The following is a 21,363-nucleotide window of genomic DNA, read 5'->3' as shown; positions in this document are numbered from 1 at the left end:
GAAACCAACAAAGGTTCCAAAAATTTGGCATTGACTATCAAACACACTGTTGAGTTCTCAAACAACCGACGCACACCCACAAGACCAGAACCATTCCCGTTCCAGCCCCGCCGGGGCAACCCCTCAACCTTACTCGGTTCGTCCTGCCCCGTCAACTTCCGGCCGAAGCTCTGAAGCGCTGGTTCGAACGACCCGTTCCCGAACGAGGGCGCACGCGGCGTCCTCGTGAAGAAGGATTCGGGTTGTCCGCCCCGGGCCGGCCACCGGTACCCAGCCTCTCGGCTGTCTCCTCGGTGTCCGTTCTCCCTGTCGGGCGAACGACCTGAACATTACACACAGTTCCGCCGGGGTACCAAATCGCCCTCTGACCTGCGCCGATACGCGTCCGACCTGCTCGTGGGCACGGACCGCGGGGCACGCGCTACGACCAGGGGCCCGGGCGAGAGCTCTTCGCTCCCACCCGGGCCCCGGTCACGGCGCTGCGCGCCACGGTCACTCCGCCTCGGTCACTCCGCCACGGCCACCGCAAGGGTCCGCTTGCCGCGGCGCAGCACGGCGTACCGGCCGTGCAGCAGATCCTCCGCCGCGAGCGCGGCGTCCTCGGAGGCGACCTTCGTGTTGTTCACATAGGCGCCGCCCTCGCCGATGGCCCGGCGCGCGGCCGCCTTCGACGCGACGAGGCCCGACCCGACGAGCGCGTCGACCACGAGGTCGCCCGCCTTCGCCGTCGTCCGCGGCAGCTCGGCGACCGCGGCGCCGAGCGTGCCGGCGTCCAGGCCCCGGAGCTCGCCGCGGCCGAAGAGGGCCTGGCTCGCCGCGATCACGGCGTCCGTGGCGCCCTGCCCGTGCACGAGCGTCGTGAGGTCGCCGGCCAGGGTGCGCTGCGCCTCGCGGGCGAAGGGCCGCTCGGCTACCTCCCCCTCGAGGGCCTCGATCTCCTCCCGCGAGCGGTAGGTGAACACCTTGAGGTACTTCACGACGTCCGCGTCCGCGGTGTTGAGCCAGAACTGGTAGAAGGCGTACGGGCTCGTCAGCTCCGGATCGAGCCACACGGCCCCGCCTTCCGACTTGCCCATCTTGGTGCCGTCCGCCTTGGTGATGAGCGGCGAGGTGAGGGCGTGCACCGCAGCTCCGTGCGTCTTGCGGATCAGCTCGACGCCAGACAGCAGGTTGCCCCACTGGTCGTTGCCGCCGAGCTGCATCGTGCAGCCGTGCCGCTCGTACAGCTCCCGGAAGTCCATGCCCTGCAGCACCTGGTAGCTGAACTCGGTGAAGCTGATGCCCTCGTCCGAGCGCAGACGGCGGGCCACGATGTCCTTCGACAGCATGGTGCCCACGCGGAAGTGCTTGCCGACGTCGCGCAGGAAGTCGATCGCCGACATCGAGCCGGTCCAGTCGAGGTTGTTGACCATGCGCGCCGCGGCAGGGCCCTCGAAGTCGAGGAACGGCTCGATCTGCCCGCGGATGCGGTCCACCCATCCGGCCACGACGTCGCGCGACTGCATCGAGCGCTCCGTGGTGGGCCGCGGGTCGCCGATCAGCCCCGTCGCCCCGCCGACCAGCGCGAGCGGCCGATGCCCCGCGAGCTGCAGACGGCGCATGTTCAGCAGCTGGACCATGTGCCCGATGTGCAGGCTCTGCGCCGTCGGGTCGAAGCCCGCGTAATAGGTGACGGGTCCCTCGGCCAGCGCAGAACGCAGCGCGGCCTCGTCGGTGGACTGCGCCACCAGGCCCCGCCAGTGCAGCTCGTCGAGAACGTCGGTCACCGTGTGCTCCTCGGGAAAGGGGGTCGCGACCCGGACGGGTCGCCCTCCTAGTGTGCCCGACCGCTACCGCGACCGGCGCCGCGGTCCCGCGGCGCGGTACGGCGAGACGGTGGGGTCGCCGGCGAGCCAGACCCGCCACGGGAACAGGTCCGCGCGGCCGCCGTCGCCGCTCACGCCCACCCGCGGGCCGGCGACGACCTCCGTTCCGGCGCGGTCGACGGTCGCCGGCACGCGCAGGACGAGCTCTCCCCCGGGGTCGGTGACGTCCCGCCCGTCGTCGTCCCGCGTGACCGCGAGTGCGACCGTGAGGCGCGCCGGGCCGCGCGCCAGGTCAACGTCCGACCGGGTGACGCCCGCGGCGGCGCGCCGCTCGCGCGCCAGGTCGGCGCCCTCGACCACCTCGCCGGCGCGCAGCAGGACCGCCGACGCCTCGCCCGGCGGGCTGCACACGACGTTCATGCAGTGGTGCAGCCCCAGGTGCCGGTACACGTAGACCCGCCCGGCCTCGCCGAACATCGTGCGGTTGCGCGCCGTCTCCCCGCGGAACGCGTGCGAGCCCGGGTCGGCCGGGCCCGCGTAGGCCTCGACCTCGGTGATCCGCACGGTGACGGCGCCGCCGGGGGTGCGGCGGGTCAGGAGCGCACCGAGCAGCTCGCGCGCCACGACGTGCACGTCGCGCTCGAACCAGTCACGGCCAGGGATCATGTCGCGACCCACCGCGCGGTCGCTCCCCGTGCGCGGCCCGCTCATCGCGGCCCGACCGGCGAGGTCGCCGAGGCGGCGACGAGACGACCCACGCCGTCGAGCCGGACGTCCGCCCGCTCCCGCGTCCTCTCGGTGGCGTAATGGGTGCGCTCGTCGGCCATCCATCGCAGCCACTGCGCGTGGGCCTGCTCTCCGTCACGGCGCAACCCTCGCGCGAGCCGCACCCCGTCGTCCGCCTCGACCCACACCCGCACCGCCGCCCACGGGTCGACCTGGCGTGCGGCGGCCCCGCAGCCCTCGACCACGAGCACGGGCGCGGGCTCGACGTCGTGCGCCTCCGCGTACACCTGCGCTTCCCAGTCGTACCGGCGGTACCGTCCCGGCCGCCCGGCCACGAGCGGCTCGAGGACCCATTCGCCCAGCCGACGAGCGCCGCCGTCGGGGCCCGCCTCCCACCCCTCGTAGAGGTCGTCCAGGTGCACCACCTGGCACGCGAACCGCACTGCCAGCTGCGTGGCGAGCGTCGTCTTGCCCGACCCCGCCGGGCCGTCCACGCACACGAGGCGGGTACGGCGCCACGGTGCGGGCGCCGCCGGGCCAGGCAGGCGCGCGGCGGCGCTGCACACCCGGTCCACGAGCACGTCCAGCACGTCCAACGGCACGGTCATCCGGACAGCTCCTTCCCGCGCGGGCGCCGCGCGGTCGCGTAGGTGCATCGCGCCCGCCGTCGCCACGACGGGCCCGCCCCCCATCCTGCCTGCCAGCACGGCGACGGCCGTGCTCCCGCGTAGGGAGCACGGCCGTCTGCGTCCGGTGGGTGGCTCAGCCCTCCGCCCAGGAGCGGAACTCCGCGGACCGTCCCGCGGCCTCCTCGAGCTGCTCCGCGACGCGTGCCGGGGCGGTGCCGCCGACGCCGTCGCGCGAGGCCACGGACCCCTCGACGCTCAGGACCTCGCGGACGCCCGGCGTCAGGTGCTCCGAGATGGCGGCGAGGTCCGCGTCCGAGAGGTCCCACAGCTCGATGCCGCGCTCCTCGCAGACCCGGACGCACGCGCCCGCGACCTCGTGCGCGACCCGGAACGGGACGCCCTGCCGCACCAGCCACTCGGCGATGTCGGTCGCCAGCGAGAAGCCCTGCGGGGCGAGCTCTGCCGTCCGCCCCGTGTCGAACGTGAGCGTCCGGACCATCCCCGCGAACGCGGGCAGCAGCACCGTGAGGGTGGCGACCTGGTCGAAGACCGGCTCCTTGTCCTCCTGCAGGTCCCGGTTGTACGCCAGCGGCAGGCCCTTGAGCGTGGTGAGCAGGCCGGTGAGGTCGCCCACGAGGCGCCCCGCCTTGCCGCGCGCCAGCTCGGCGATGTCCGGGTTCTTCTTCTGCGGCATGATGCTCGACCCGGTCGACCACGAGTCGTCCAGCCGCACGAAGCCGAACTCCTTCGTGTTCCAGAGGATGATCTCCTCGCTCAGCCGCGACAGGTCGATGCCGACCATCGCCGCGACGAACGCGAACTCCGCCACGACGTCGCGCGCGGCCGTGCCGTCGATCGAGTTCTCCACCGGGCCGTCGAAGCCGAGCTCGGCCGCCACCGCGGCCGGGTCCAGCCCGAGCGACGAGCCCGCGAGCGCCCCCGAGCCGTACGGCGAGCGCGCCGCGCGCACGTCCCAGTCGACGAGGCGGTCGACGTCGCGCAGCAGCGGCCACGCGTGCGCGAGGAGCTGGTGCGCCACGAGGACCGGCTGGGCGTGCTGCAGGTGGGTGCGCCCGGGCATGACGGCGTCGCCCGCCGCCTGCGCCTGCCCGACGAGCGCGTCCACGACGTCGAGCACCTGGGCCACGACCGTCTTCGCCTGGTCCCGCAGGTAGAGCCGCACGAGCGTGGCGATCTGGTCGTTGCGGGACCGGCCGGCGCGCAGCTTGCCGCCGAGCTCGGCGCCGGCGCGCTCGATGAGCCCGCGCTCGAGGGCGGTGTGCACGTCCTCGTCACCGAGCACAGGCAGGAACGCGCCCGACTCGACGTCGGCGAGCAACACGTCCAGGGCCTCGAGCATGCCCGCGAGCTCGTCGTCGCTCAGCAGGCCGGCGGCGTGCAGCACGCGGGCGTGCGCCCGCGACCCCCGGATGTCGTACGGGGCGAGGACCCAGTCGAAGTGCGTCGACTGGGACAGCGCCTGCAGCTCCGGCGACGGGCCGCCGGCGAACCGGCCGCCCCACAGGGAGACGTTGTCGGAGGTCCGGCCCACGGTCCCGTCCGGGCCGCCGGGCGTCACCTCGGACCCCGTATCAGAAGACGCCACGTCAGAACTCCCCGGTGCCGAAGTCCACGCCGTTGCCGAACCGCTCGTCGCGGGCCGCGGCCTGCTTGGCGGCAAGGCCGTAGATCTCGATGAAGCCCTTGGCGTGCGACTGGTCGAAGGCGTCGCCCTCGTCGTAGGTGGCGAGGTTGAAGTCGTACAGGCTCTGCTCCGAGCGGCGACCCGTCACGGTGGCCCGGCCACCGTGCAGCACCATGCGGATCTCGCCGGAGACGTACTTCTGGGTCTCGTCGACGAAGGTGTCGAGGTTCTTCTTCAGCGGGGAGAACCACATGCCGTCGTAGACCAGCTCGGACCAGCGCTGCTCGACCTGGCGCTTGAAGCGGGCCTGCTCGCGCTCGAGCGTGACGTTCTCCAGCTCCTGGTGCGCCGCGATGAGCGCGATGGCGCCCGGCGCCTCGTAGATCTCGCGGGACTTGATGCCCACCAGGCGGTCCTCGACGATGTCGATGCGGCCCACGCCCTGGGCGCCCGCACGACGGTTCATCTCCTGGATGGCCTGCAGCGGCGTCACGGCCACGCCGTCGAGGGCCACGGGCACGCCCTGGTCGAAGGTGACGACGACCTCGTCGGCGACCGGCGGGAACGTCGGGTCGTCGGTGTAGGAGTAGACGTCCTTGGTGGGCTCGTTCCAGATGTCCTCGAGGAACCCGGTCTCCACGGCGCGGCCCCACACGTTCTGGTCGATCGAGAACGGGTTCTTCTTGGTGGTCGCGATCGGCAGGTCGTGGCGCTCGGCGTAGTCGATGGCCTTCTCGCGGGTCAGGGCGAGGTCGCGCACCGGGGCGATGGACTTCAGGTCGGGGGCGAGCGACGTCGTCGCGACCTCGAAGCGGACCTGGTCGTTGCCCTTGCCGGTGCAGCCGTGCGCGACCGTCGTCGCGCCGAACTGGCGGGCGGCGCGCACGAGGTGCTTGACGATCACCGGGCGGGAGATCGCCGAGACCAGCGGGTAGCGGTCGAGGTACATGCCGTTGGCCTTGAGGGCGGGCATGCAGTACTCCGCAGCGAACTCGTCGCGCGCGTCGGCGACGTACGCCTCGACGGCGCCGCAGTCGAGCGCGCGCTTGCGGATGACGTTCATGTCCTCGCCGCCCTGGCCGACGTCGACGGCCACGGCGACGACCTCGGCCCCGGTGGCCTCGGCGATCCAGCCGATGGCCACGGAGGTGTCCAGGCCGCCCGAGTAGGCGAGCACGACGCGATCAGTCATCACAGTTCTCTTTCTGGCGAGGGGGTTCGGGTCAAGTCTGGCAGCGCCTGCCTGCGGGGGCCACGGCCCGCCGTCGGTCAGGTCAGGTCAGGTCAGGTCAGGTCAGGTCAGGTCAGGTCAGGTCAGGGTTGGGTCAGCTCGAGGAAGCGGCGGGCGAGGTCGTCGCCGCCGAGCGGGTCTCGCGCGATCACGAGGATCGTGTCGTCGCCGGCGATGGAGCCGAGGACGCCCGGGAAGACGGAGTGGTCGATCGCCGACGCCAGGTAGTTCGCGGCGCCCGGCGGCGTGCGCAGCACCACGAGGTTCCCGGACGCCTCCGCCGACACGAGGAGGTCGCTGCACAGCCGGGCGAGCCGCGCTGCGACGTAGCCGACCTCGCTCTCCCCCTCGCCGGCCGCCTGGACGCTGCGGTCGCCGCCCTCGCCGGGCACGGCGTAGACGAGGGAGCCGGCCGCGTTGCGCACCTTCTCGGCGCGCAGCTCGATGAGGTCGCGCGACAGCGTGCCCTGGGTGACGCTCACGCCCGCGTCGGAGAGCTCGCGGGCCAGCTCGGCCTGCGAGTGGATCGGCGTGCGGCGCACGATCTCGACGATCCGCGCGTGGCGCGCGGCCTTCGTCGCCGGCCCGGTGGCGACGGGACCCGTGGCCGGGCCCGACGACGAGGCGCCGTCCGGGGCGCTCACCGGTGCTCCAGGAGCCAGGTCAGCAGCGCCTTCTGCGCGTGCAGCCGGTTCTCCGCCTCGTCCCACACGACCGACGCGGGCCCGTCGATCACCGACGCGGCGACCTCCTTGCCGCGGTAGGCGGGCAGGCAGTGCAGGAAGATCGCGTCGTCGGCCGCGGCGGCCATGAGCGCGTCGTCCACGCCGTAGCCGGCGAGGTCGGCGAGGCGGTCGGCAGCCTCCTCCTCGTCGCCCATCGACACCCAGGTGTCCGCGGCGACGACGTCGGCCCCGGCCACGGCCGCGCGCACGTCGGTGGTCACGGTGACGGACCCGCCGGTCGTCGTCGCGATCTCGCGGGCGCGGGCCACGACGTCGTCGGGCGGGAGGTAGCCCTCGGGCCCGGCGACGGCCACGTGCAGGCCCGCGGTGACGCCGCCGAGCAGGTAGGACGCCGCCATGTTGTTCGCGGCGTCGCCCACGTAGGCGAGGCGCTGGCCCGCGAGCGCGCCGAGCCCGCCCCGGTGCTGCGCGACGGTCAGCAGGTCGGCCAGGATCTGGCAGGGGTGGAAGCCGTCGGTGAGGGCGTTCACCACGGGCACCCGGGAGACGGCCGCCATCTCCTCGATGCGGTCCTGCCCGAAGGTGCGCCACACGATGGCGGACACCTGGCGGTCCAGCACCCGGGTGACGTCCGCGACGGACTCGCGCACGCCCACCTGGGCGAGGCGGCCGTCGACGATCACGGGGAACCCGCCGAGCTCCGCGATGCCCGTGGAGAACGAGACCTGGGTGCGCAGCGTCGGCTTGTCGAAGAGGACGGCGACGCCCTGCGGGCCGGCGAGCGGCGAGCGCACGAACCGGTCCTCCCGGAACGCCATGCCGAGCTCGAGCACCTCGCGCTGCTCGTCGGGGGTGAGGTCGTCGTCGCGCAGGAAGTGGCGGGGCATCAGTGCTCGCTCTCGGAGGTATTGGGGACGGTGACGGCGGCGAAGAAGCCGGCGGCCTCGCGCGCCTGGTCGGCGGTCAGGACGAGCGGCGGGGCGAGGCGGATCGCGTCGGGCGCCACGGCGTTGACGACGAAGCCGGCGTCGAGCGCCGCGGCGGCGACCTCGGCCGCGACGGGCCGGGTGAGCTGCACCGCGAGCAGGAGGCCGCGGCCGCGCACGCCCGCGACGAGCGGGTTGCCGGCGGCCTCGATCCCGGTGCGCAGCAAGTCGCCCACGCGGCGGACGTTGTCCAGCAGCCCGTCGCGCTCGATGACGCCCAGCGTCGCGAGGCCCGCGGCCGCGGCGACGGGGTTGCCGCCGAAGGTGGTGCCGTGCTGGCCGCGGCCCAGCAGGGTCGCCGCGCGCTCGCCGAACGCGATCGCCGCGCCGATCGGGAACCCGCCGCCGAGCCCCTTGGCCACGGTGACGACGTCGGGCACGACGCCGCCGCCGACCTCGGGCTGCTGGAACGCGAACCACGACCCGGTCCGGCCGATGCCGGTCTGCACCTCGTCGAGCACGAGGAGCGCACCCGCCTCGGTCGTGAGGCGACGGGCGTGCGCCAGGTAGCCCGGGGGCAGGGCCCGGACCCCGGCCTCGCCCTGGAGCGGCTCGACGACGAGGGCCGCGACGCCGCCCCGCTGGGCGACGGCGGCCGGGGAGAACGCCTCCTCGAGCGCGGCCGTGTCGCCGAAGGGGACGTGCTCGACACCGCCGGGCAGCGGCTCGAACGGCTCGCGGTACGCGGCCTTGGCGGTGAGCGCGAGCGCGCCCATCGACCGGCCGTGGAAGCCCCCCTCGAGGGCCAGGACCCGGGTGCGGGACGCGCCCTCGCCGGGTCCGTCGGAACGGTTGCGGCGCGCCATCTTGAACGCCGCCTCGACGGCCTCGGTGCCCGAGTTGGTGAAGAACACCCGCGAGCCGTCGGGTGCGCCCGCGAGGTGCAGCAGCCGCTCCGCCAGCCCGATCTGCGTGGGCGTGGCGAAGAAGTTCGACACGTGCCCGAGCGTGCCGAGCTGCGCGCTGATCGCCGCCGTGAGGGTGGGGTGCGCGTGGCCGAGGGCGTTGACCGCGATCCCGGCGAGCAGGTCGAGGTAGCGGCGGCCGTCCGCGTCCCACACGTACGCGCCCTCGCCGCGGACCAGGACGCGCTGCGGCCGGCCGAACGTGTCCATCACGGCGTGGGAGTAGCGGTCGGTCCAGGCGGCGTTCGAGGCGTCGGCGAGCGCGCCGCCGCTCACGGCCTGCAGGGTGTCGCTCATGCGGACGCCTCCTTGTCCGGGGTGGTTCCGGCCGGGGCGACCGAGGTGCGCGCCGGCACGACCATCGTGCCGTTGCCGCGGGTGGTGAAGACCTCGAGCAGCACGGAGTGCGGCTGGCGGCCGTCGATCACGGTGGCGCGCGGCACGCCGCCCTGCACGGCCCGCAGGCAGGCCTCCATCTTGGGCACCATGCCGGCGGTCAGGCTCGGCAGCAGCGCCGCGAGGTCGGGCGCAGAGATCTCCTCGACGAGGGAGTCCTTGTCCGGCCACGAGGTGTACAGGCCCTCGACGTCGGTGAGCACGATGAGCTTCGAGGCGCCGAGCGCGACCGCGAGCGCCGCGGCGGCCGTGTCGGCGTTCACGTTGAGCACCTGGGTCGGGTCGTCGACGTCGGGGGCCACCGTCGAGACGACGGGGATGCGGCCGGCGTCCAGCAGGTCCTGCACCGCGGACGGGTGCACCTGCACGACGTCGCCCACCAGGCCGACGTCGACGGGCTCGCCGTCGACGACCGCGTGCCGGCGCACCGCGCCGAACAGGCCGCCGTCCTCGCCGGAGAGCCCGACGGCGTGCGGGCCGTGGGCGTTGATGAGGCCCACGAGCTCGCGCGACACCTGGCCGGTGAGGACCATGCGCACCACGTCCATCGCCTCGGGCGTGGTGACGCGCAGCCCTCCGCGGAACTCGCTGTGGATGTCGAGGCGCTCCAGCATGGCGTTGATCTGCGGTCCCCCGCCGTGCACGACGACGGGCCGCAGGCCCACCTGGCGCAGGAAGACCATGTCCTGCGCGAACGCGGCCTTGAGCTCGTCGTCGATCATCGCGTTGCCGCCGTACTTGACGACGACGAGCGCCCCGGCGAACTCCTGCAGCCACGGCAGGGCTTCGACGAGCACCTCCGCCTTCTGCTCGGGCGCGAGCCCGTTCACGACGTCGCTGCTCATGAGCTGTACGCGCTGTTCTCGTGCACGTAGTCGTGCGTGAGGTCGTTGGTCCACACGGTGGCGGACGCGTCGCCCGCGTGCAGGTCGACCACGACGGTGACCTCGCGGGACGCGGCGAGGTCGACCAGCTCGCGCGGCTCGCCCACGCCCTGCGCCCGGCACACCTGCACGCCGTTGACCGTGACGTCGAGCGCCAGCGGGTCGTAGGGTGCGACCTCCTCGGGCACGGTGCCGACGGCGGCCACGATGCGGCCCCAGTTGGGGTCGTTCCCGAAGATGGCCGCCTTGAACAGGTTGGAGCGTGTGACGGCCCGGGCGACGGTGACCGCCGCGTCCTCGGTGGTGGCGCCGGTGACCGTCACGGCGATGTCGTGGCTCGCGCCCTCGGCGTCCGCGACGAGCTGGCGCGCGAGGGAGGCCGTCACCTCGGTGACCGCCGCCGTCAGCTCCTCGAGGCCGACCTCGACGCCCGACGCGCCGCTGACCAGCAGGATCACGGTGTCGTTGGTCGACATGCACCCGTCGGAGTCGACGCGGTCGAAGGTCGTCCGGGTGGCGGTCCGCAGCGCGGCGTCGGCCGTCGCGGCGTCGACGACGGCATCCGTCGTGATGACGGAGAGCATCGTGGCGAGGCCCGGGGCAAGCATGCCGGCGCCCTTCGCCATCCCGCCGACGCTCCAGCCGTCGCGCTGCGCGAGCGCCTGCTTGGAGACGGTGTCGGTGGTGCGGATGGCGTCCGCGGCGGCGTCGCCGCCGTCGCCGGCGAGCGCGGCCGCCGCGGCGTCGACGCCCCCGAGCAGGGCGCCCATGGCCAGACGCACACCGATGAGGCCGGTGCTGCACACCAGCACGTCGCCGGCGCCGACCTCGTCCTCGGGCGTCGCGGCGCTCGCGGACAGGACGGCGGCCACGTGCTCCGCCGTGCGGTGGGTGTCGCCGAAGCCCTCGGGGCCGGTGCACGCGTTGGCGCCGCCGGAGTTGAGGACGACCGCGCGCGCGGCGCCGTCGCTCACCGCCTGGCGGGTCCACACCACGGGCGCTGCCTGCACGCGGTTGGTCGTGAGCACCGCCGCGGCCGTGCGTCGCGGGCCGTCGTTGACGACGAGCGCGACGTCGCGCCCGCCCGACGCCTTGAGGCCGGCGGCGACGCCGGCGGCCCGGAACCCGGCCGGTGCGGTGATGCTCATGGAGCGACTCCTTCGGTGACGAGGCCGGCCGTCTCCGGCAGGCCGAGGGCAAGATTCATGGCCTGGACCGCCTGGCCGGCGGTGCCCTTGACCAGGTTGTCGATGGCGGTGACGGTCACGACCCGCCCGGCGGCCGCGTCGAGCGCGACCTGCACGAGGGCGGTGTTCGCGCCGAGCGTGGCGGCCGTGGTGGGCCACTGCCCCTCGGGCAGCAGCTCGACGAACGGCTCGCCCGCGTAGGCGTCGGCCCAGGCGGCACGCACGTCGGCGGCGGTGGCGTCCTCGTGGCCGGGCGCGAGCCGCGCCGTGACGGTCGCGAGGATGCCGCGCGACATGGGCACGAGGGTGGGCGTGAAGCTGATCGTCACGTCAGGGGCGCCGGCGGTGCGCAGGTTCTGCGTGATCTCGGGGATGTGCCGGTGCGTTCCGCCCACGGCGTACGGCGCGGCGGAGCCGAGGCCCTCGGCCGCGAGCAGGTGAGGCTTGAGGGACTTGCCTGCGCCGGAGTATCCGTTGGCGAGGACCGCGACGACGTCGGCCGGGCTCACGAGGCCTGCGGCGACGCCCGGCTGCAGGCCGAGCGTGACGGCCGTGACGTTGCAGCCCGGCACGGCGATCCGGCGGGCGCCCGCGAGCTGGTCGCGCTGGGCGCCGGTGACGTGGCCCGCGCCGTCCGCGTGCAGCAGCTCCGGCAGGCCGTAGGGCCAGGTGCCCGCGTGCGGCGAGCCGTAGAACTGCTCCCAGTCGGCGCCCGAGGCGAGCCGGTGGTCGGCCCCGAGGTCGAGCACGAGGACGTCGTCGGGCAGCTGCGCGGCGATCTCGCCGGAGGCCCCGTGCGGCAGGCCGAGGACGACGACGTCGTGGCCCGCGAGCGCCTCGGGCGTGGTCGGCTCGAGCACCTCGTCCGCGAGGGAGCGCAGGTGCGGCTGCAGCGCGCCCAGGCGCACGCCGGCGTTCGAGTGCGCCGTGAGCGTCCCGATCTCGAGGGCGGGGTGACGCGCCGCGAGGCGCAGGAACTCGCCCCCGGCGTACCCGGAGGCACCGGCGACGGCGACGCGGAACGTGCGCGGCTCGGTGCTCGACTCGGTGCTGACCATATGCAGCACTATACATACGTATGCAGCCTGTGGGGATCCCTTTCTCGAGGGCCGGGCAGAGCGTCAGCCCACGAGCGGCAGGTACATCACGTGCAGCCCGACGAAGCCGTGCGCGGGACTGCGGAAGGCGCCCGGCACCGTGCCCACGACCTCGAACCCGAGCGAGCGCCAGAGCCGCACCGCGGCCTCGTTCGACTCCACCACCGCGTTGAACTGGATGCCGCGGAAACCCTGCTCGCGATGCCAGGCGACCACGTGCTCGCCGAGCGCCCGGCCCACCCCGAGCCCGCGCGCGGCGGGCGACACCATGAACGACGCCGTGCCCACGTGGTCGCCGTGGCCGGGTCGGTTCGGGCCCATCTTGGCCGTGCCCAGGAGCGTCCCGTCCGCGCCCTCCGCCACGACCGTCGCTCCCGGGGCCCGCTCCATCCAGATCTCCCGCGCCTGCTCGCTCGTGAGGTCGAGCGGGTAGACGTAGGTCTCGCCCTCGCGTACCACCGCCTCGACGATGGGCCACAGCGAAGGCCAGTCGTCGTCGGTGGCGGGTCGGATCGTCAGGGCGGCACGGGTGTCTGCGGTCACACGCGAAGCATAGGGTCGGGCCGTGACCTCGACCCCCACCGACGACGCCGTCTCGGCCGCGGTCGCGGCGGCGTATGACGCCCGCGCCGCGACCTACGACGAGAGCGCCATGCACCGCGACCTGGCCGTCGAGGTCGCGGCGTTCTGCGCGCTCGACGACGTGCGCGACGTGTTGGACGTCGCGACCGGGACCGGCCTGGTGCTGCGGGCGCTCGCGGCCGCCGCGCCACGCCCGCTCGCGATGACCGGCGTGGACCTGTCCCCCGACATGCTCGCCGTCGCCCGGCGCGAGGTGCCCGCGGCCCGGCTGGTGCGGGCCGACGCCGCCGCGCTGCCGCTCGACGACCGTTCCGTGGAGCTCGTCACGTGCGTCACCGCCCTGCACCTGCTGCCCGACCCGGCGGCGGCGCTCACCGAGTGGGCGCGCGTGCTGCGGCCCGGCGGACGGGTCGTCACGGCGACGTTCACCGGGTTCGGGCGACCCGCCGTCGTCCGCCACGCCTTCCCCGTCCACCACGACCGCTTCGCCACTCCGGAGCTGCTGGCCGCCCGGGCCGCGGAGGCGGGCCTCCGGCTGCGCCGGCACGCGGCCTGGCGGCACGCCGGCGGCGACGCGCTGCTGCTCGCCGAGCTCGAGGTCGCCTCCGCCCCCGGGGCGGCGTCGTGACGCCGGCCTCCGCCCTCGAGCTCGCCGACTGGCGCCGCCGGGTCGCCGAGCTGTACGCGGCGGTGCGCGCCGTCCCGGACCCCGCCGAGGGGCACGCGGTCTGGCGGGAGGGTCGGGACGACCTGTTCGTCACCCACCCCCAGAGCCCGCTGCCGGCCGGCGACCCGCTGCGCGCGTCGGGGCTGCCGTCCTGGCCCTACGACCCCGCGCTGCGCTTCGAGCTGCCCCTGCGGCCGGCCGCCCCGGCCACCCTCGACGTCGACACCGGCACGGACGGCACGACCACCATGGAGCGCGTCGGCGTGCTGGCGCTGCCCGGCCTCGGCACGCTCGACGTCTGGTGGCTGGCCCAGTACGGCGGCGGGCTGTTCGTGCCGCTGCGGGACGGCACGGCCGGGGACGGCTCCTACGGCGGGGGCCGCTACCTGCTCGACACGGCCAAGGGCGCCGACCTCGGCGCGACGGACGGCCGGATGGTGGTGGACCTCAACTTCGCCTACCACCCGTCGTGCCGCTACGACCCGGCATGGACGTGCCCGCTCGCGCCCGCCGGCAACCGGCTCGACGCGCCCGTGCGCGCCGGGGAGCGGATGGACTGACCGGACGGCGTGCGTAGGCTCGGAGCCATGCACGCAGTCGTGGCCCGCGCGGCGGGTGGTCCCGAGGTCCTGGAGTACGTCGAGCAGCCCGATCCATCACCGGGGCCGGGCGAGCTCCTCGTCCGCGTCGCGGCGGCCGGGGTCAACTTCATCGACACCTATCGCCGCGCGGGCGTGTATGCGATGGACTACCCGCACGTCGTCGGCGTCGAGGGCGCGGGCACCGTCGAGGCGCTCGGTGACGGCGTCACCGGCTTCGCGGTGGGCGACCGGGTGGCCTGGAACGAGGCGCCCGGCTCGTACGCCGAGCTGGCCGTCGTGCCCGCCGCGAACGCCGTCCGCGTCCCCGCCGGCCTCGACCTCGTCACGGCGGCCGCGCTGCCGCTGCAGGGCATGACGGCGCACTACCTGGTGGCGTCCACGTTCGAGGTCGGCCCCGGTCACGACGTCCTGCTCACCGCCGGCGCGGGCGGCGTGGGCCTGCTCGCCACGCAGCTCGCGGTGGCGCGCGGCGGTCGCGTCATCACGACGGTCTCCTCGCCCGAGAAGGCGGCCCTGTCGTCGGCGGCCGGCGCCGCCCACACGATCGACTACGCGGCCATGGACGACATCGCCACCGAGCTGCCCGCCGTCGTGCGCGACCTGACCGACGGGCGGGGCGTGCACGTGGTGTACGACGGCGTGGGGCGCGCGACGTTCGACGCCTCCCTCGCCTCCCTGCGCCCGCGCGGCACGCTGGTGCTGTTCGGCGGCGCGTCCGGGCAGGTGCCGCCGTTCGACCCGCAGCGCCTCAACTCCGGCGGCTCGCTGTACCTCACCCGGCCCACCCTGGCGCATTACACGCTCACCCGCGGGGAGCTGGAGTGGCGCGCGGCCGAGGTGCTGGGCGCCGCGGCGTCGGGCGACCTCGACGTCCGCGTCGGCGCGACCTTCCCGCTCGCCGAGGCGGGCCAGGCGCACAGCGCGCTCGAAAGCCGCGCCACCACGGGGAAGGTGCTGCTGGTTCCCTAGGTCCTGGCAGAGTATCTTGATGTCGAGATACTCGACGTCGAGAGGAACTGCCGTGGCCGACTGGTCCCCCACCGCCTACCTGCGCTACACCGACGAACGCTCCCGCCCGTTCGGCGAGCTCGTCGCCCGCGTCCTGCGCGAGCCGTCGAGCGTCGTCGACCTCGGGTGCGGCCCCGGCCACCTCACGCCCGTGCTGCGCGATCGGTGGCCGGACGCCTCGTTCGTCGGGCTCGACGCCTCGCCCGCCATGATCGAGCGAGCCCGGGCCGCCGACCCGGACGGCAGGTACGAGCTCGCCGACGTGCGCGACCACGCGGCCGGCCACGGCCCCGCGCCTGAGGCGGACCTCGTCATCAGCAACGCCACGCTCCAGTGGGTGCCCGGCCACCGCGAGCTCCTCCCCGCGCTCGCCGCGACCGCCCGGCAGACGTTCGCGTTCTCGGTCCCCGGCAACCACGACGCTCCGAGCCACCGCACCCTGCGCGAGGTCGCCGGCCGCGCGCCCTACGCCGCCGTCGTCGGGCCGGTCGAGCGCCGCACCGTCGGCGACCCCGCCGAGTACCTCGAGCTCCTGTCCGGGCCCGGCTGGTCGGTCGACGCCTGGGAGACCACCTACACGCACGTGCTCGACGGCGACGACCCGGTGCTGCGGTGGATCTCGGCGACCGGCGCCCAGCCGGTGCTGCACGCGCTCGACGCGCACGACGCCGCGCACGGCACGGACCTGCGCGCACGGTTCGACGCGGAGCTCGGCGCGGCGCTGCGCGAGGCGTACCCGCGGCGCCCGTTCGGCACGCCGCTGGCGTTCCGGCGCGTCTTCGCGGTCGCCACCCGGACGGCGTGACGGGACCGCCTGCAGGCGGTCGTAGGCTCGCGCCGTGACCGACACCACCTTCCCCGTCCGCATCGGGGTCCAGCTCCAGCCGCAGCACGCCGACTACGCCCAGATGCGCGACGCCGTCCGGCGCGCCGAGGACGCCGGCGTCGACGTGATCTTCAACTGGGACCACTTCTTCCCGCTCTCGGGCGACCCCGACGGCAAGCACTTCGAGTGCTGGACCATGCTCGGCGCCTGGGCCGAGCAGACCGAGCGCGTGCAGATCGGCGCGCTCGTCTCGTGCAACTCCTACCGCAACCCCGAGCTCCTCGCGGACATGGCCCGCACGGTCGACCACATCAGCGGCGGCCGCCTGATCCTCGGCATCGGCGCGGGCTGGTTCGCCAAGGACTACGACCAGTTCGGCTACGAGTTCGGCACCGCCGGATCGCGCATCGCCGACCTGGGCGAGGCGCTCCCCCGCATCAAGGCCAGGCTCGCGGCCGGCAACCCCGCCCCGACGCGGCAGATCCCGGTCCTCATCGGCGGCGGGGGCGAGAAGAAGACGCTGCGCCTCGTGGCCGAGCACGCCGACGTCTGGCACTCCTTCGGCGACGTCGACACCCTCACGCGCAAGTCCGCGATCCTCGACGAGCACGGCGACGCCGTCGGGCGCGACACCGCGGCGCTCGTGGAGCGCTCGGTCGGCGTGGGCGCCCCGCCCCAGGAGGTCGGGCAGAAGCTGCTCGACGCCGGCGCCACGCTGTTCACCATCGGCACGAGCGGGCCCGACTACGATCTGTCCCTCGTGGAGCAGTGGGTGCGCTGGCGCGACGAGCGCCGGTGAGCCCTGCGCCCTGGGCTCACCGTCCGGTGAGCGCCGGGCCGAGCGGGTCTTCGTCCGCCGCCGGCTGCACCCGCAGCCGGCGCGCGGCCGGCGCCGTCGCGTCGTCCGCGAGCCGCCGCAGCGAGTCCGGGGTGTCGTGCGAGGCGCGGACGAACCAGCCGGAGCAGGCGTCCAGGTCGCCTCGCGCGAACGCCGTCACGAGGTCCACGGTGCGCTCGACGGGCGTCCACTCCGTCCGCCCCACGTGGGCGCGCATCGCGCCCGTCATGTCCGTGCGCACCACGCCGGGCGCGACCTCCAGGACCCGCAGCCCGCGGGCGTGGCCGGCGTCGTGCAGGCCCGCGCCGAGGCGCATCAGCGCCGTCTTGCTGGCGTTGTAGGCGGTCGCGACGGCGTTGTCGTGCGAGCCCGCGCCGCTGTTGAGGTCGACGACGCGGCCGCCACCGCGCGCCAGCATCCCCGGCACCGCGTGCCGGGCCAGCAGGAACGGCCCGCGCACGTTGGTCTCGAGCACCGCCCACCACTCGTCCGGGTCGGCCTCCCACAGCGGCACCTCGGCGTCGATGCGGCCCGCGTTGTTCACGAGCAGGTCCACCGATCCGAGCCCGCCGTCGGCCGAGGCCGCCTCGGCGGACCGCACGGCGGCCGCCACCGCGGCGGCGTCGGTCACGTCGGCGGGGAGCTCGAGGGCGACCCGGCCGAGGCCGCGGACCTCGCGCGCCACCTCGGCGAGGCGGCCGGGGTCGCGCGCGACGAGCGCCACGTCGAGGCCCGCCGCCGCGAGCCCGAGCGCGACGGCGCGGCCGATCCCCCGGCTCGCGCCGGTGACGAGCGCCGTCCGGGCCGCGGGGACCGTCGTGGCGACGGCCTCCCGCGGCCCGGACCCTGCAGCGAGGTCAGCCACGCAGCACGGCCCCCACGCGCTCGGCGGCCGCCGCGACGACGCCCTCGCGGACGGCGCGCACGTCGTCCGCGGTGAGGGTGCGGTCGGCGGCACGCAGCCGCACCGAGTAGGCCAGGGACTTCTTGCCCTCGCCCACCTGCTCGCCGGTGAAGACGTCGAACAGGCGCGCGTCCTCCAGCAGCGTGCCGGCCCCCGCCACGACGGCGGCGTGCACGTCCGCCGCGGGCACCGCGGCGTCGACGACGAATGCGAAGTCCTCCTTGGCGGCCGGGAACGCCGACACGGGCGACGCCGCGACGGGCTCCTCGCCGCCCGCGGCGATCAGCGCGCCGAGGTCGAGCTCGAACGCCGCCGCCCGGGCGGGCAGGGCGAGCGCCTCGACGACCTTCGGGTGCAGTTCGCCCGCGTGCCCGACGACGGTGCCGTCGGCGAGGGTGAGCGCCGCGCAGCGCCCGGGGTGCCACGGCATCGTGCCCGTGTCGGCCACGACCGTGACCTCGGCCCCGGTCCGCTCGGCCACCAGGCGGGCGGCGGCGAGCGCGTCCGTCCAGTCGGCCGCGCGGCCGTCGCCCCACCAGCCGGCCGGGCGTGCCCTGCCCGTGAGGACGCCGGCGACGTGCCGCGGCTGCGGGGGCACCGCGGAGACCAGCGCCGCGAGGTCCTCGTCGGACGGGCGGACGCCGACGGGCAGCTGCGGCGGCGCGGGCGTGCCCGGCACCGGCCGCGTGACCAGACCGATCTCGAACACCGCGACGTCGGGCAGCCCGCGCGAGACGTTCCGGCGCGCCGTCTCGAGCAGCGTCGAGAGCAGGTCGGCGCGCAGCGACGGACGGTCGTCGGCCAGCGGGTTGGCCAGCCGCAGGGTCTCGCGGCGGACGTCGTCGGCGGGCAGGCCGAGCGCGTCCAGGTCCGCCTGCCCGACGAACGGGTAGGACAGCACCTCCACGAGCCCCGCCTCCGCGAGGGCGCGCGCCACCGAGCGGCGCGCGCGCTGCTCGGTGGTGAGGCCGCGGCCGCCGGGCGCGGCGGGGAGCACGGACGGGATCTGGTCGTAGCCCGCGATGCGCACGACCTCCTCGACCAGCGCCGCCGGCTCGGTGAGGTCGGGGCGCCACGACGGGGGCGTCACGCGCACCGCGTCCACGGCGGCGCCCGCCACCGCGTCGGTGACCGTGCAGCCGATCTGCTCGAGGATGCCCACCACCTGTGCCCGGTCGTACGCGACGCCCGACAGCCGTGTGGGCAGGGTGACGTCGAGACGCACGGGCTTGGGCGCCGTCGTCGTGTCCAGGTCGCTCACGGCCGGGTCGGCGGTGCCGCCGCCCAGCTCCACGAGCAGGTCGACCACGCGCTGCGCCGCGACGGCGGGCAGCAGCGGGTCCACGCCGCGCTCGAACCGCTTGGCGGCCTCGGACGGCAGCCGGTGCCGGCGCGCGGTGCGGGCCACGGTGATCGGGTCGAAGTGCGCGGCCTCGACGAGCACGTCGGTCGTGGCCTCGCCCACCTCGGACGACGCCCCGCCCATGACGCCGGCCAGGCCGAGCACGCGCGCGCCCCGCTCGCCCGCGGGCGAGTCGGTGATCAGCAGGTCCTCGGCGTCCAGCGCGCGGTCGACGTCGTCGAGCGTCGTGAGACGCTCGCCGGGCGCCGCCCGGCGCACGACGATCGGCGCGGCCACCGAGCCCAGGTCGTAGGCGTGCAACGGCTGACCCAGGTCGAGCATCACGTAGTTGGTGACGTCGACGGCCAGGGAGATCGAGCGCATGCCCGAGCCCTCCAGGCGCCGCTTCATCCAGTCCGGCGTCGGCGCGGCGGGGTCGATGCCCCGCACGACGCGGGTGACGAACCGGTCGCAGCCGACCTGGCCGTGGATCGGCGCCGCGTCCTCGACCTCGACCGCGAAGCCGTCGGCCGTGGCGGCGGGCGGGGGCGTGGTGAGGTTCGCCGCGAGCCCGTGGTCCGTGAACCGCGCGCCCGTGGAGTGGGAGTACTCGCGCGCCACGCCCCGGTAGCTGAATGCGTACCCGCGGTCCGGGGTCACGTTGATCTCGAGCACCTCGTCGCCGAGGCCCAGCAGCGCGATCGCGTCCTGGCCCGGGGTGAGGTCCGCGGCGTCGAAGCCGGCGCGGGTCAGCACGAGGATGCCGTCGTGGTCCTCGCCGATGCCGAGCTCGCGCACCGAGCAGATCATGCCGTCGGAGACGTGGCCGTAGGTCTTGCGCGCCGCGATCGCGAACCCGCCGGGCAGCACCGTGCCGGGCAGCGACACGACGACGAGGTCGCCCACGCCGAAGTTGTGCGCGCCGCAGATGATTCCGCGCGCGCCGCCCACGGGGACGTCGGCGTCGTCGACGCCCTTGATGTGCGTGGCGTTGTGCTCCGGGCCGACGTCGACCAGGCACCAGTTGATCGTCTTGCCGTTCTTCTGCGGCTCGGGCGTCTGCGCGAGCACGCGGCCCACGACGAGCGGGCCGGTGACGGCGGCGGGGTGGATCTCCTCCTCCTCCAGGCCGACCTTCACCAGCGCCGCCGCGAGCTGCTCCGCGGTGAGGTCCGCCGGCAGCTCGACGTGGTCGCCGAGCCAGTCAGTGACGATGCGAGGCATCAGATCTCCGTCCCGAACTGGGTGGAGAAGCGCACGTCGCCCTCCACGATGTCGTGCATGTCCGCGATCGTGTGGCGCAGCATGAGCGTGCGCTCGATGCCCATCCCGAAGGCGAAGCCCTGGTACTCCTCGGGGTCGATCCCGGCCGCGCGCAGCACGTTCGGGTTGACCATGCCGCAGCCGCCCCACTCGATCCAGCCGGCCCCGCCCTTCTTCTGCGGGAACCACAGGTCCATCTCGGCGCTGGGCTCGGTGAAGGGGAAGAAGCTCGGACGCAGCCGCGTGCGCGCCTCCGGGCCGAACATCGCCCGCGCGAACGCGTCGAGCGTGCCGACCAGGTTCGCCATCGTCAGGCCCTTGTCGACCGCCAGGCCCTCGACCTGGTGGAAGACGGGGGTGTGCGTGGCGTCCAGCGCGTCGGTGCGGAACACCTTGCCCGGGCACGCGACGTACAGCGGCACGCCGCGCGACAGCAGCGAGCGCGACTGCACGGGCGACGTGTGGGTGCGCAGCACGAGGTTGGACGGCTTGTCCCCCTCGCCGGACACGTAGAACGTGTCCTGCATCTGCCGGGCCGGGTGGTCCGGGTCGAAGTTCAGGGCGTCGAAGTTGAACCACTCCGCCTCGACCTCGGGGCCGTCGGCGATCTCCCAGCCCATGCCGACGAAGAAGTCGGCGACGCGCTCCTGGACCAGCTCGATCGGGTGCCGCGCCCCGAGCGGTCGGCGGTCGGTCGGCAGCGTGACGTCGACGGCCTCGTCGACGAGGACGCGCTCGTCCCGCTCGGCCTCGAGCTCGGCCTGGCGCGCGGCGATCGCCTGGTTCACGCGGCCGCGGCGCGGGCCGACGTTCTTGCCGGCGGCGGACTTGTCGGAGCCGGGCAGGGCGCCGATGGCGCGGTTCGCCAGGGCGAGCGGGCTCTTGTCCCCGGTGTGGGCGCTGCGGACGGCCTTGAGCTCGTCGAGGTCGCCGGCCGCGGCGATCGCGGCGAGGGCGTCGTCGACCGCGGCGTCGAGGGCCGGGACGTCGAGCGGGTCGGGGCCGGACGAGTCTGCGCCGAGGTCTGGGGTGGGTGCGGGCGTGGACATGCGTGCCTTCCTGAGAGGGTCCCTGCGAAGGGGTGTGGCGGCGGGGTCAGTTTATGTGCCCGCCAGGGCCGGTCAGGTCGGCGTCCGCGGTGCCGCGCGCGCTCA

At 74.8% G+C, this 21,363-nt stretch carries 20 protein-coding genes; 5 read left to right on the top strand and 15 right to left on the bottom strand.

The window, feature by feature from the left end; all coding sequences use genetic code 11:
* Positions 1–506: 506 nt before the first annotated feature.
* The 12 genes from tyrS to ACFWDO_RS11365 all read right to left on the bottom strand — a co-directional run bounded on the left by tyrS (position 507) and on the right by ACFWDO_RS11365 (position 12,720).
* Entirely contained in the window at positions 507–1,766 is a 1,260-nt protein-coding gene (tyrS, locus tag ACFWDO_RS11420; protein ID WP_380326958.1) for a tyrosine--tRNA ligase, read from the bottom strand.
* Positions 1,767–1,829: 63 nt separating this feature from the next.
* Positions 1,830–2,471, bottom strand: a complete 642-nt coding sequence (locus tag ACFWDO_RS11415; protein ID WP_380326955.1) for a DNA-3-methyladenine glycosylase — start codon at positions 2,469–2,471, stop codon at positions 1,830–1,832.
* A 41-nt stretch (positions 2,472–2,512) separates the two neighbouring features.
* Positions 2,513–3,139, bottom strand: a complete 627-nt coding sequence (locus ACFWDO_RS11410; RefSeq protein ID WP_380326952.1) for a uridine kinase — start codon at positions 3,137–3,139, stop codon at positions 2,513–2,515.
* Positions 3,140–3,293: 154 nt separating this feature from the next.
* A complete protein-coding gene (gene argH / locus ACFWDO_RS11405; RefSeq protein WP_380316516.1) occupies positions 3,294–4,739 on the bottom strand; it encodes an argininosuccinate lyase in 1,446 nt (481 codons plus the stop codon).
* A 28-nt stretch (positions 4,740–4,767) separates the two neighbouring features.
* Positions 4,768–5,997, bottom strand: coding sequence for an argininosuccinate synthase (locus ACFWDO_RS11400; protein WP_380316504.1), 1,230 nt, complete (start codon positions 5,995–5,997; stop codon positions 4,768–4,770).
* A 122-nt stretch (positions 5,998–6,119) separates the two neighbouring features.
* Positions 6,120–6,680, bottom strand: a complete 561-nt coding sequence (locus ACFWDO_RS11395) for an arginine repressor (protein WP_380316501.1) — start codon at positions 6,678–6,680, stop codon at positions 6,120–6,122.
* On the bottom strand, positions 6,677–7,609 hold the full coding sequence (argF, locus tag ACFWDO_RS11390) for an ornithine carbamoyltransferase (protein ID WP_380316498.1): 933 nt from the start codon (positions 7,607–7,609) through the stop codon (positions 6,677–6,679). Before argF ends, ACFWDO_RS11395 begins: the two co-directional genes overlap by 4 nt.
* A complete protein-coding gene (locus tag ACFWDO_RS11385) occupies positions 7,609–8,910 on the bottom strand; it encodes an acetylornithine transaminase (RefSeq protein WP_380316495.1) in 1,302 nt (433 codons plus the stop codon). Before ACFWDO_RS11385 ends, argF begins: the two co-directional genes overlap by 1 nt.
* Entirely contained in the window at positions 8,907–9,854 is a 948-nt protein-coding gene (argB, locus tag ACFWDO_RS11380; protein ID WP_380316492.1) for an acetylglutamate kinase, read from the bottom strand. The genes ACFWDO_RS11385 and argB overlap by 4 nt, the downstream gene beginning before the upstream one ends.
* Positions 9,851–11,041 (bottom strand): bifunctional glutamate N-acetyltransferase/amino-acid acetyltransferase ArgJ, encoded by a 1,191-nt coding sequence (gene argJ / locus ACFWDO_RS11375; RefSeq protein WP_380316490.1) that lies wholly within the window; start codon positions 11,039–11,041, stop codon positions 9,851–9,853. The genes argB and argJ overlap by 4 nt, the downstream gene beginning before the upstream one ends.
* Positions 11,038–12,138 carry an N-acetyl-gamma-glutamyl-phosphate reductase gene (gene argC / locus ACFWDO_RS11370; protein WP_380316487.1) on the bottom strand — a complete coding sequence of 367 codons (1,101 nt, stop codon included), beginning with the start codon at positions 12,136–12,138 and terminating at the stop codon, positions 11,038–11,040. The genes argJ and argC overlap by 4 nt, the downstream gene beginning before the upstream one ends.
* A gap of 63 nt (positions 12,139–12,201) precedes the next feature.
* A complete protein-coding gene (locus tag ACFWDO_RS11365; protein WP_380316484.1) occupies positions 12,202–12,720 on the bottom strand; it encodes a GNAT family N-acetyltransferase in 519 nt (172 codons plus the stop codon).
* Positions 12,721–12,742: 22 nt separating this feature from the next.
* Between ACFWDO_RS11365 and ACFWDO_RS11360 the strand changes: the two genes are divergently transcribed.
* From ACFWDO_RS11360 to ACFWDO_RS11340, 5 genes are read left to right on the top strand one after another with little or no spacing between them, the layout of a single operon-like run.
* On the top strand, positions 12,743–13,387 hold the full coding sequence (locus tag ACFWDO_RS11360) for a class I SAM-dependent methyltransferase (RefSeq protein WP_380316480.1): 645 nt from the start codon (positions 12,743–12,745) through the stop codon (positions 13,385–13,387).
* Positions 13,384–13,986 (top strand): DUF1684 domain-containing protein, encoded by a 603-nt coding sequence (locus tag ACFWDO_RS11355; protein ID WP_380316477.1) that lies wholly within the window; start codon positions 13,384–13,386, stop codon positions 13,984–13,986. The genes ACFWDO_RS11360 and ACFWDO_RS11355 overlap by 4 nt, the downstream gene beginning before the upstream one ends.
* 27 nt (positions 13,987–14,013) lie before the next feature.
* Positions 14,014–14,997 (top strand): quinone oxidoreductase family protein, encoded by a 984-nt coding sequence (locus ACFWDO_RS11350; RefSeq protein ID WP_380316474.1) that lies wholly within the window; start codon positions 14,014–14,016, stop codon positions 14,995–14,997.
* A 52-nt stretch (positions 14,998–15,049) separates the two neighbouring features.
* Positions 15,050–15,841, top strand: coding sequence for a methyltransferase domain-containing protein (locus ACFWDO_RS11345; protein WP_380316471.1), 792 nt, complete (start codon positions 15,050–15,052; stop codon positions 15,839–15,841).
* Positions 15,842–15,875: 34 nt separating this feature from the next.
* Complete coding sequence (locus ACFWDO_RS11340) at positions 15,876–16,661, top strand: LLM class F420-dependent oxidoreductase (protein WP_380316468.1); 786 nt, start codon at positions 15,876–15,878, stop codon at positions 16,659–16,661.
* A gap of 16 nt (positions 16,662–16,677) precedes the next feature.
* Here the strand turns inward: ACFWDO_RS11340 and ACFWDO_RS11335 are convergent, their stop codons facing one another.
* Genes ACFWDO_RS11335 through pheS form a run of 3 tightly spaced genes read right to left on the bottom strand, consistent with a single transcriptional unit; the run spans position 16,678 to position 21,258 of the window.
* Positions 16,678–17,565 carry an SDR family NAD(P)-dependent oxidoreductase gene (locus ACFWDO_RS11335; RefSeq protein WP_380316465.1) on the bottom strand — a complete coding sequence of 296 codons (888 nt, stop codon included), beginning with the start codon at positions 17,563–17,565 and terminating at the stop codon, positions 16,678–16,680.
* Positions 17,558–20,170 carry a phenylalanine--tRNA ligase subunit beta gene (pheT, locus tag ACFWDO_RS11330; RefSeq protein ID WP_380316462.1) on the bottom strand — a complete coding sequence of 871 codons (2,613 nt, stop codon included), beginning with the start codon at positions 20,168–20,170 and terminating at the stop codon, positions 17,558–17,560. The genes ACFWDO_RS11335 and pheT overlap by 8 nt, the downstream gene beginning before the upstream one ends.
* On the bottom strand, positions 20,170–21,258 hold the full coding sequence (pheS, locus tag ACFWDO_RS11325) for a phenylalanine--tRNA ligase subunit alpha (RefSeq protein ID WP_380316459.1): 1,089 nt from the start codon (positions 21,256–21,258) through the stop codon (positions 20,170–20,172). Before pheS ends, pheT begins: the two co-directional genes overlap by 1 nt.
* Between the last annotated feature and the right edge of the window lie 105 nt (positions 21,259–21,363).

Source organism: Isoptericola sp. NPDC060185 (genome assembly GCF_042728595.1).
GTDB lineage: Bacteria > Actinomycetota > Actinomycetes > Actinomycetales > Cellulomonadaceae > Isoptericola.
The sequence above is the reverse complement of the archived record's forward strand: the minus strand, read 5'-3'. Positions and strand labels throughout refer to the sequence as shown.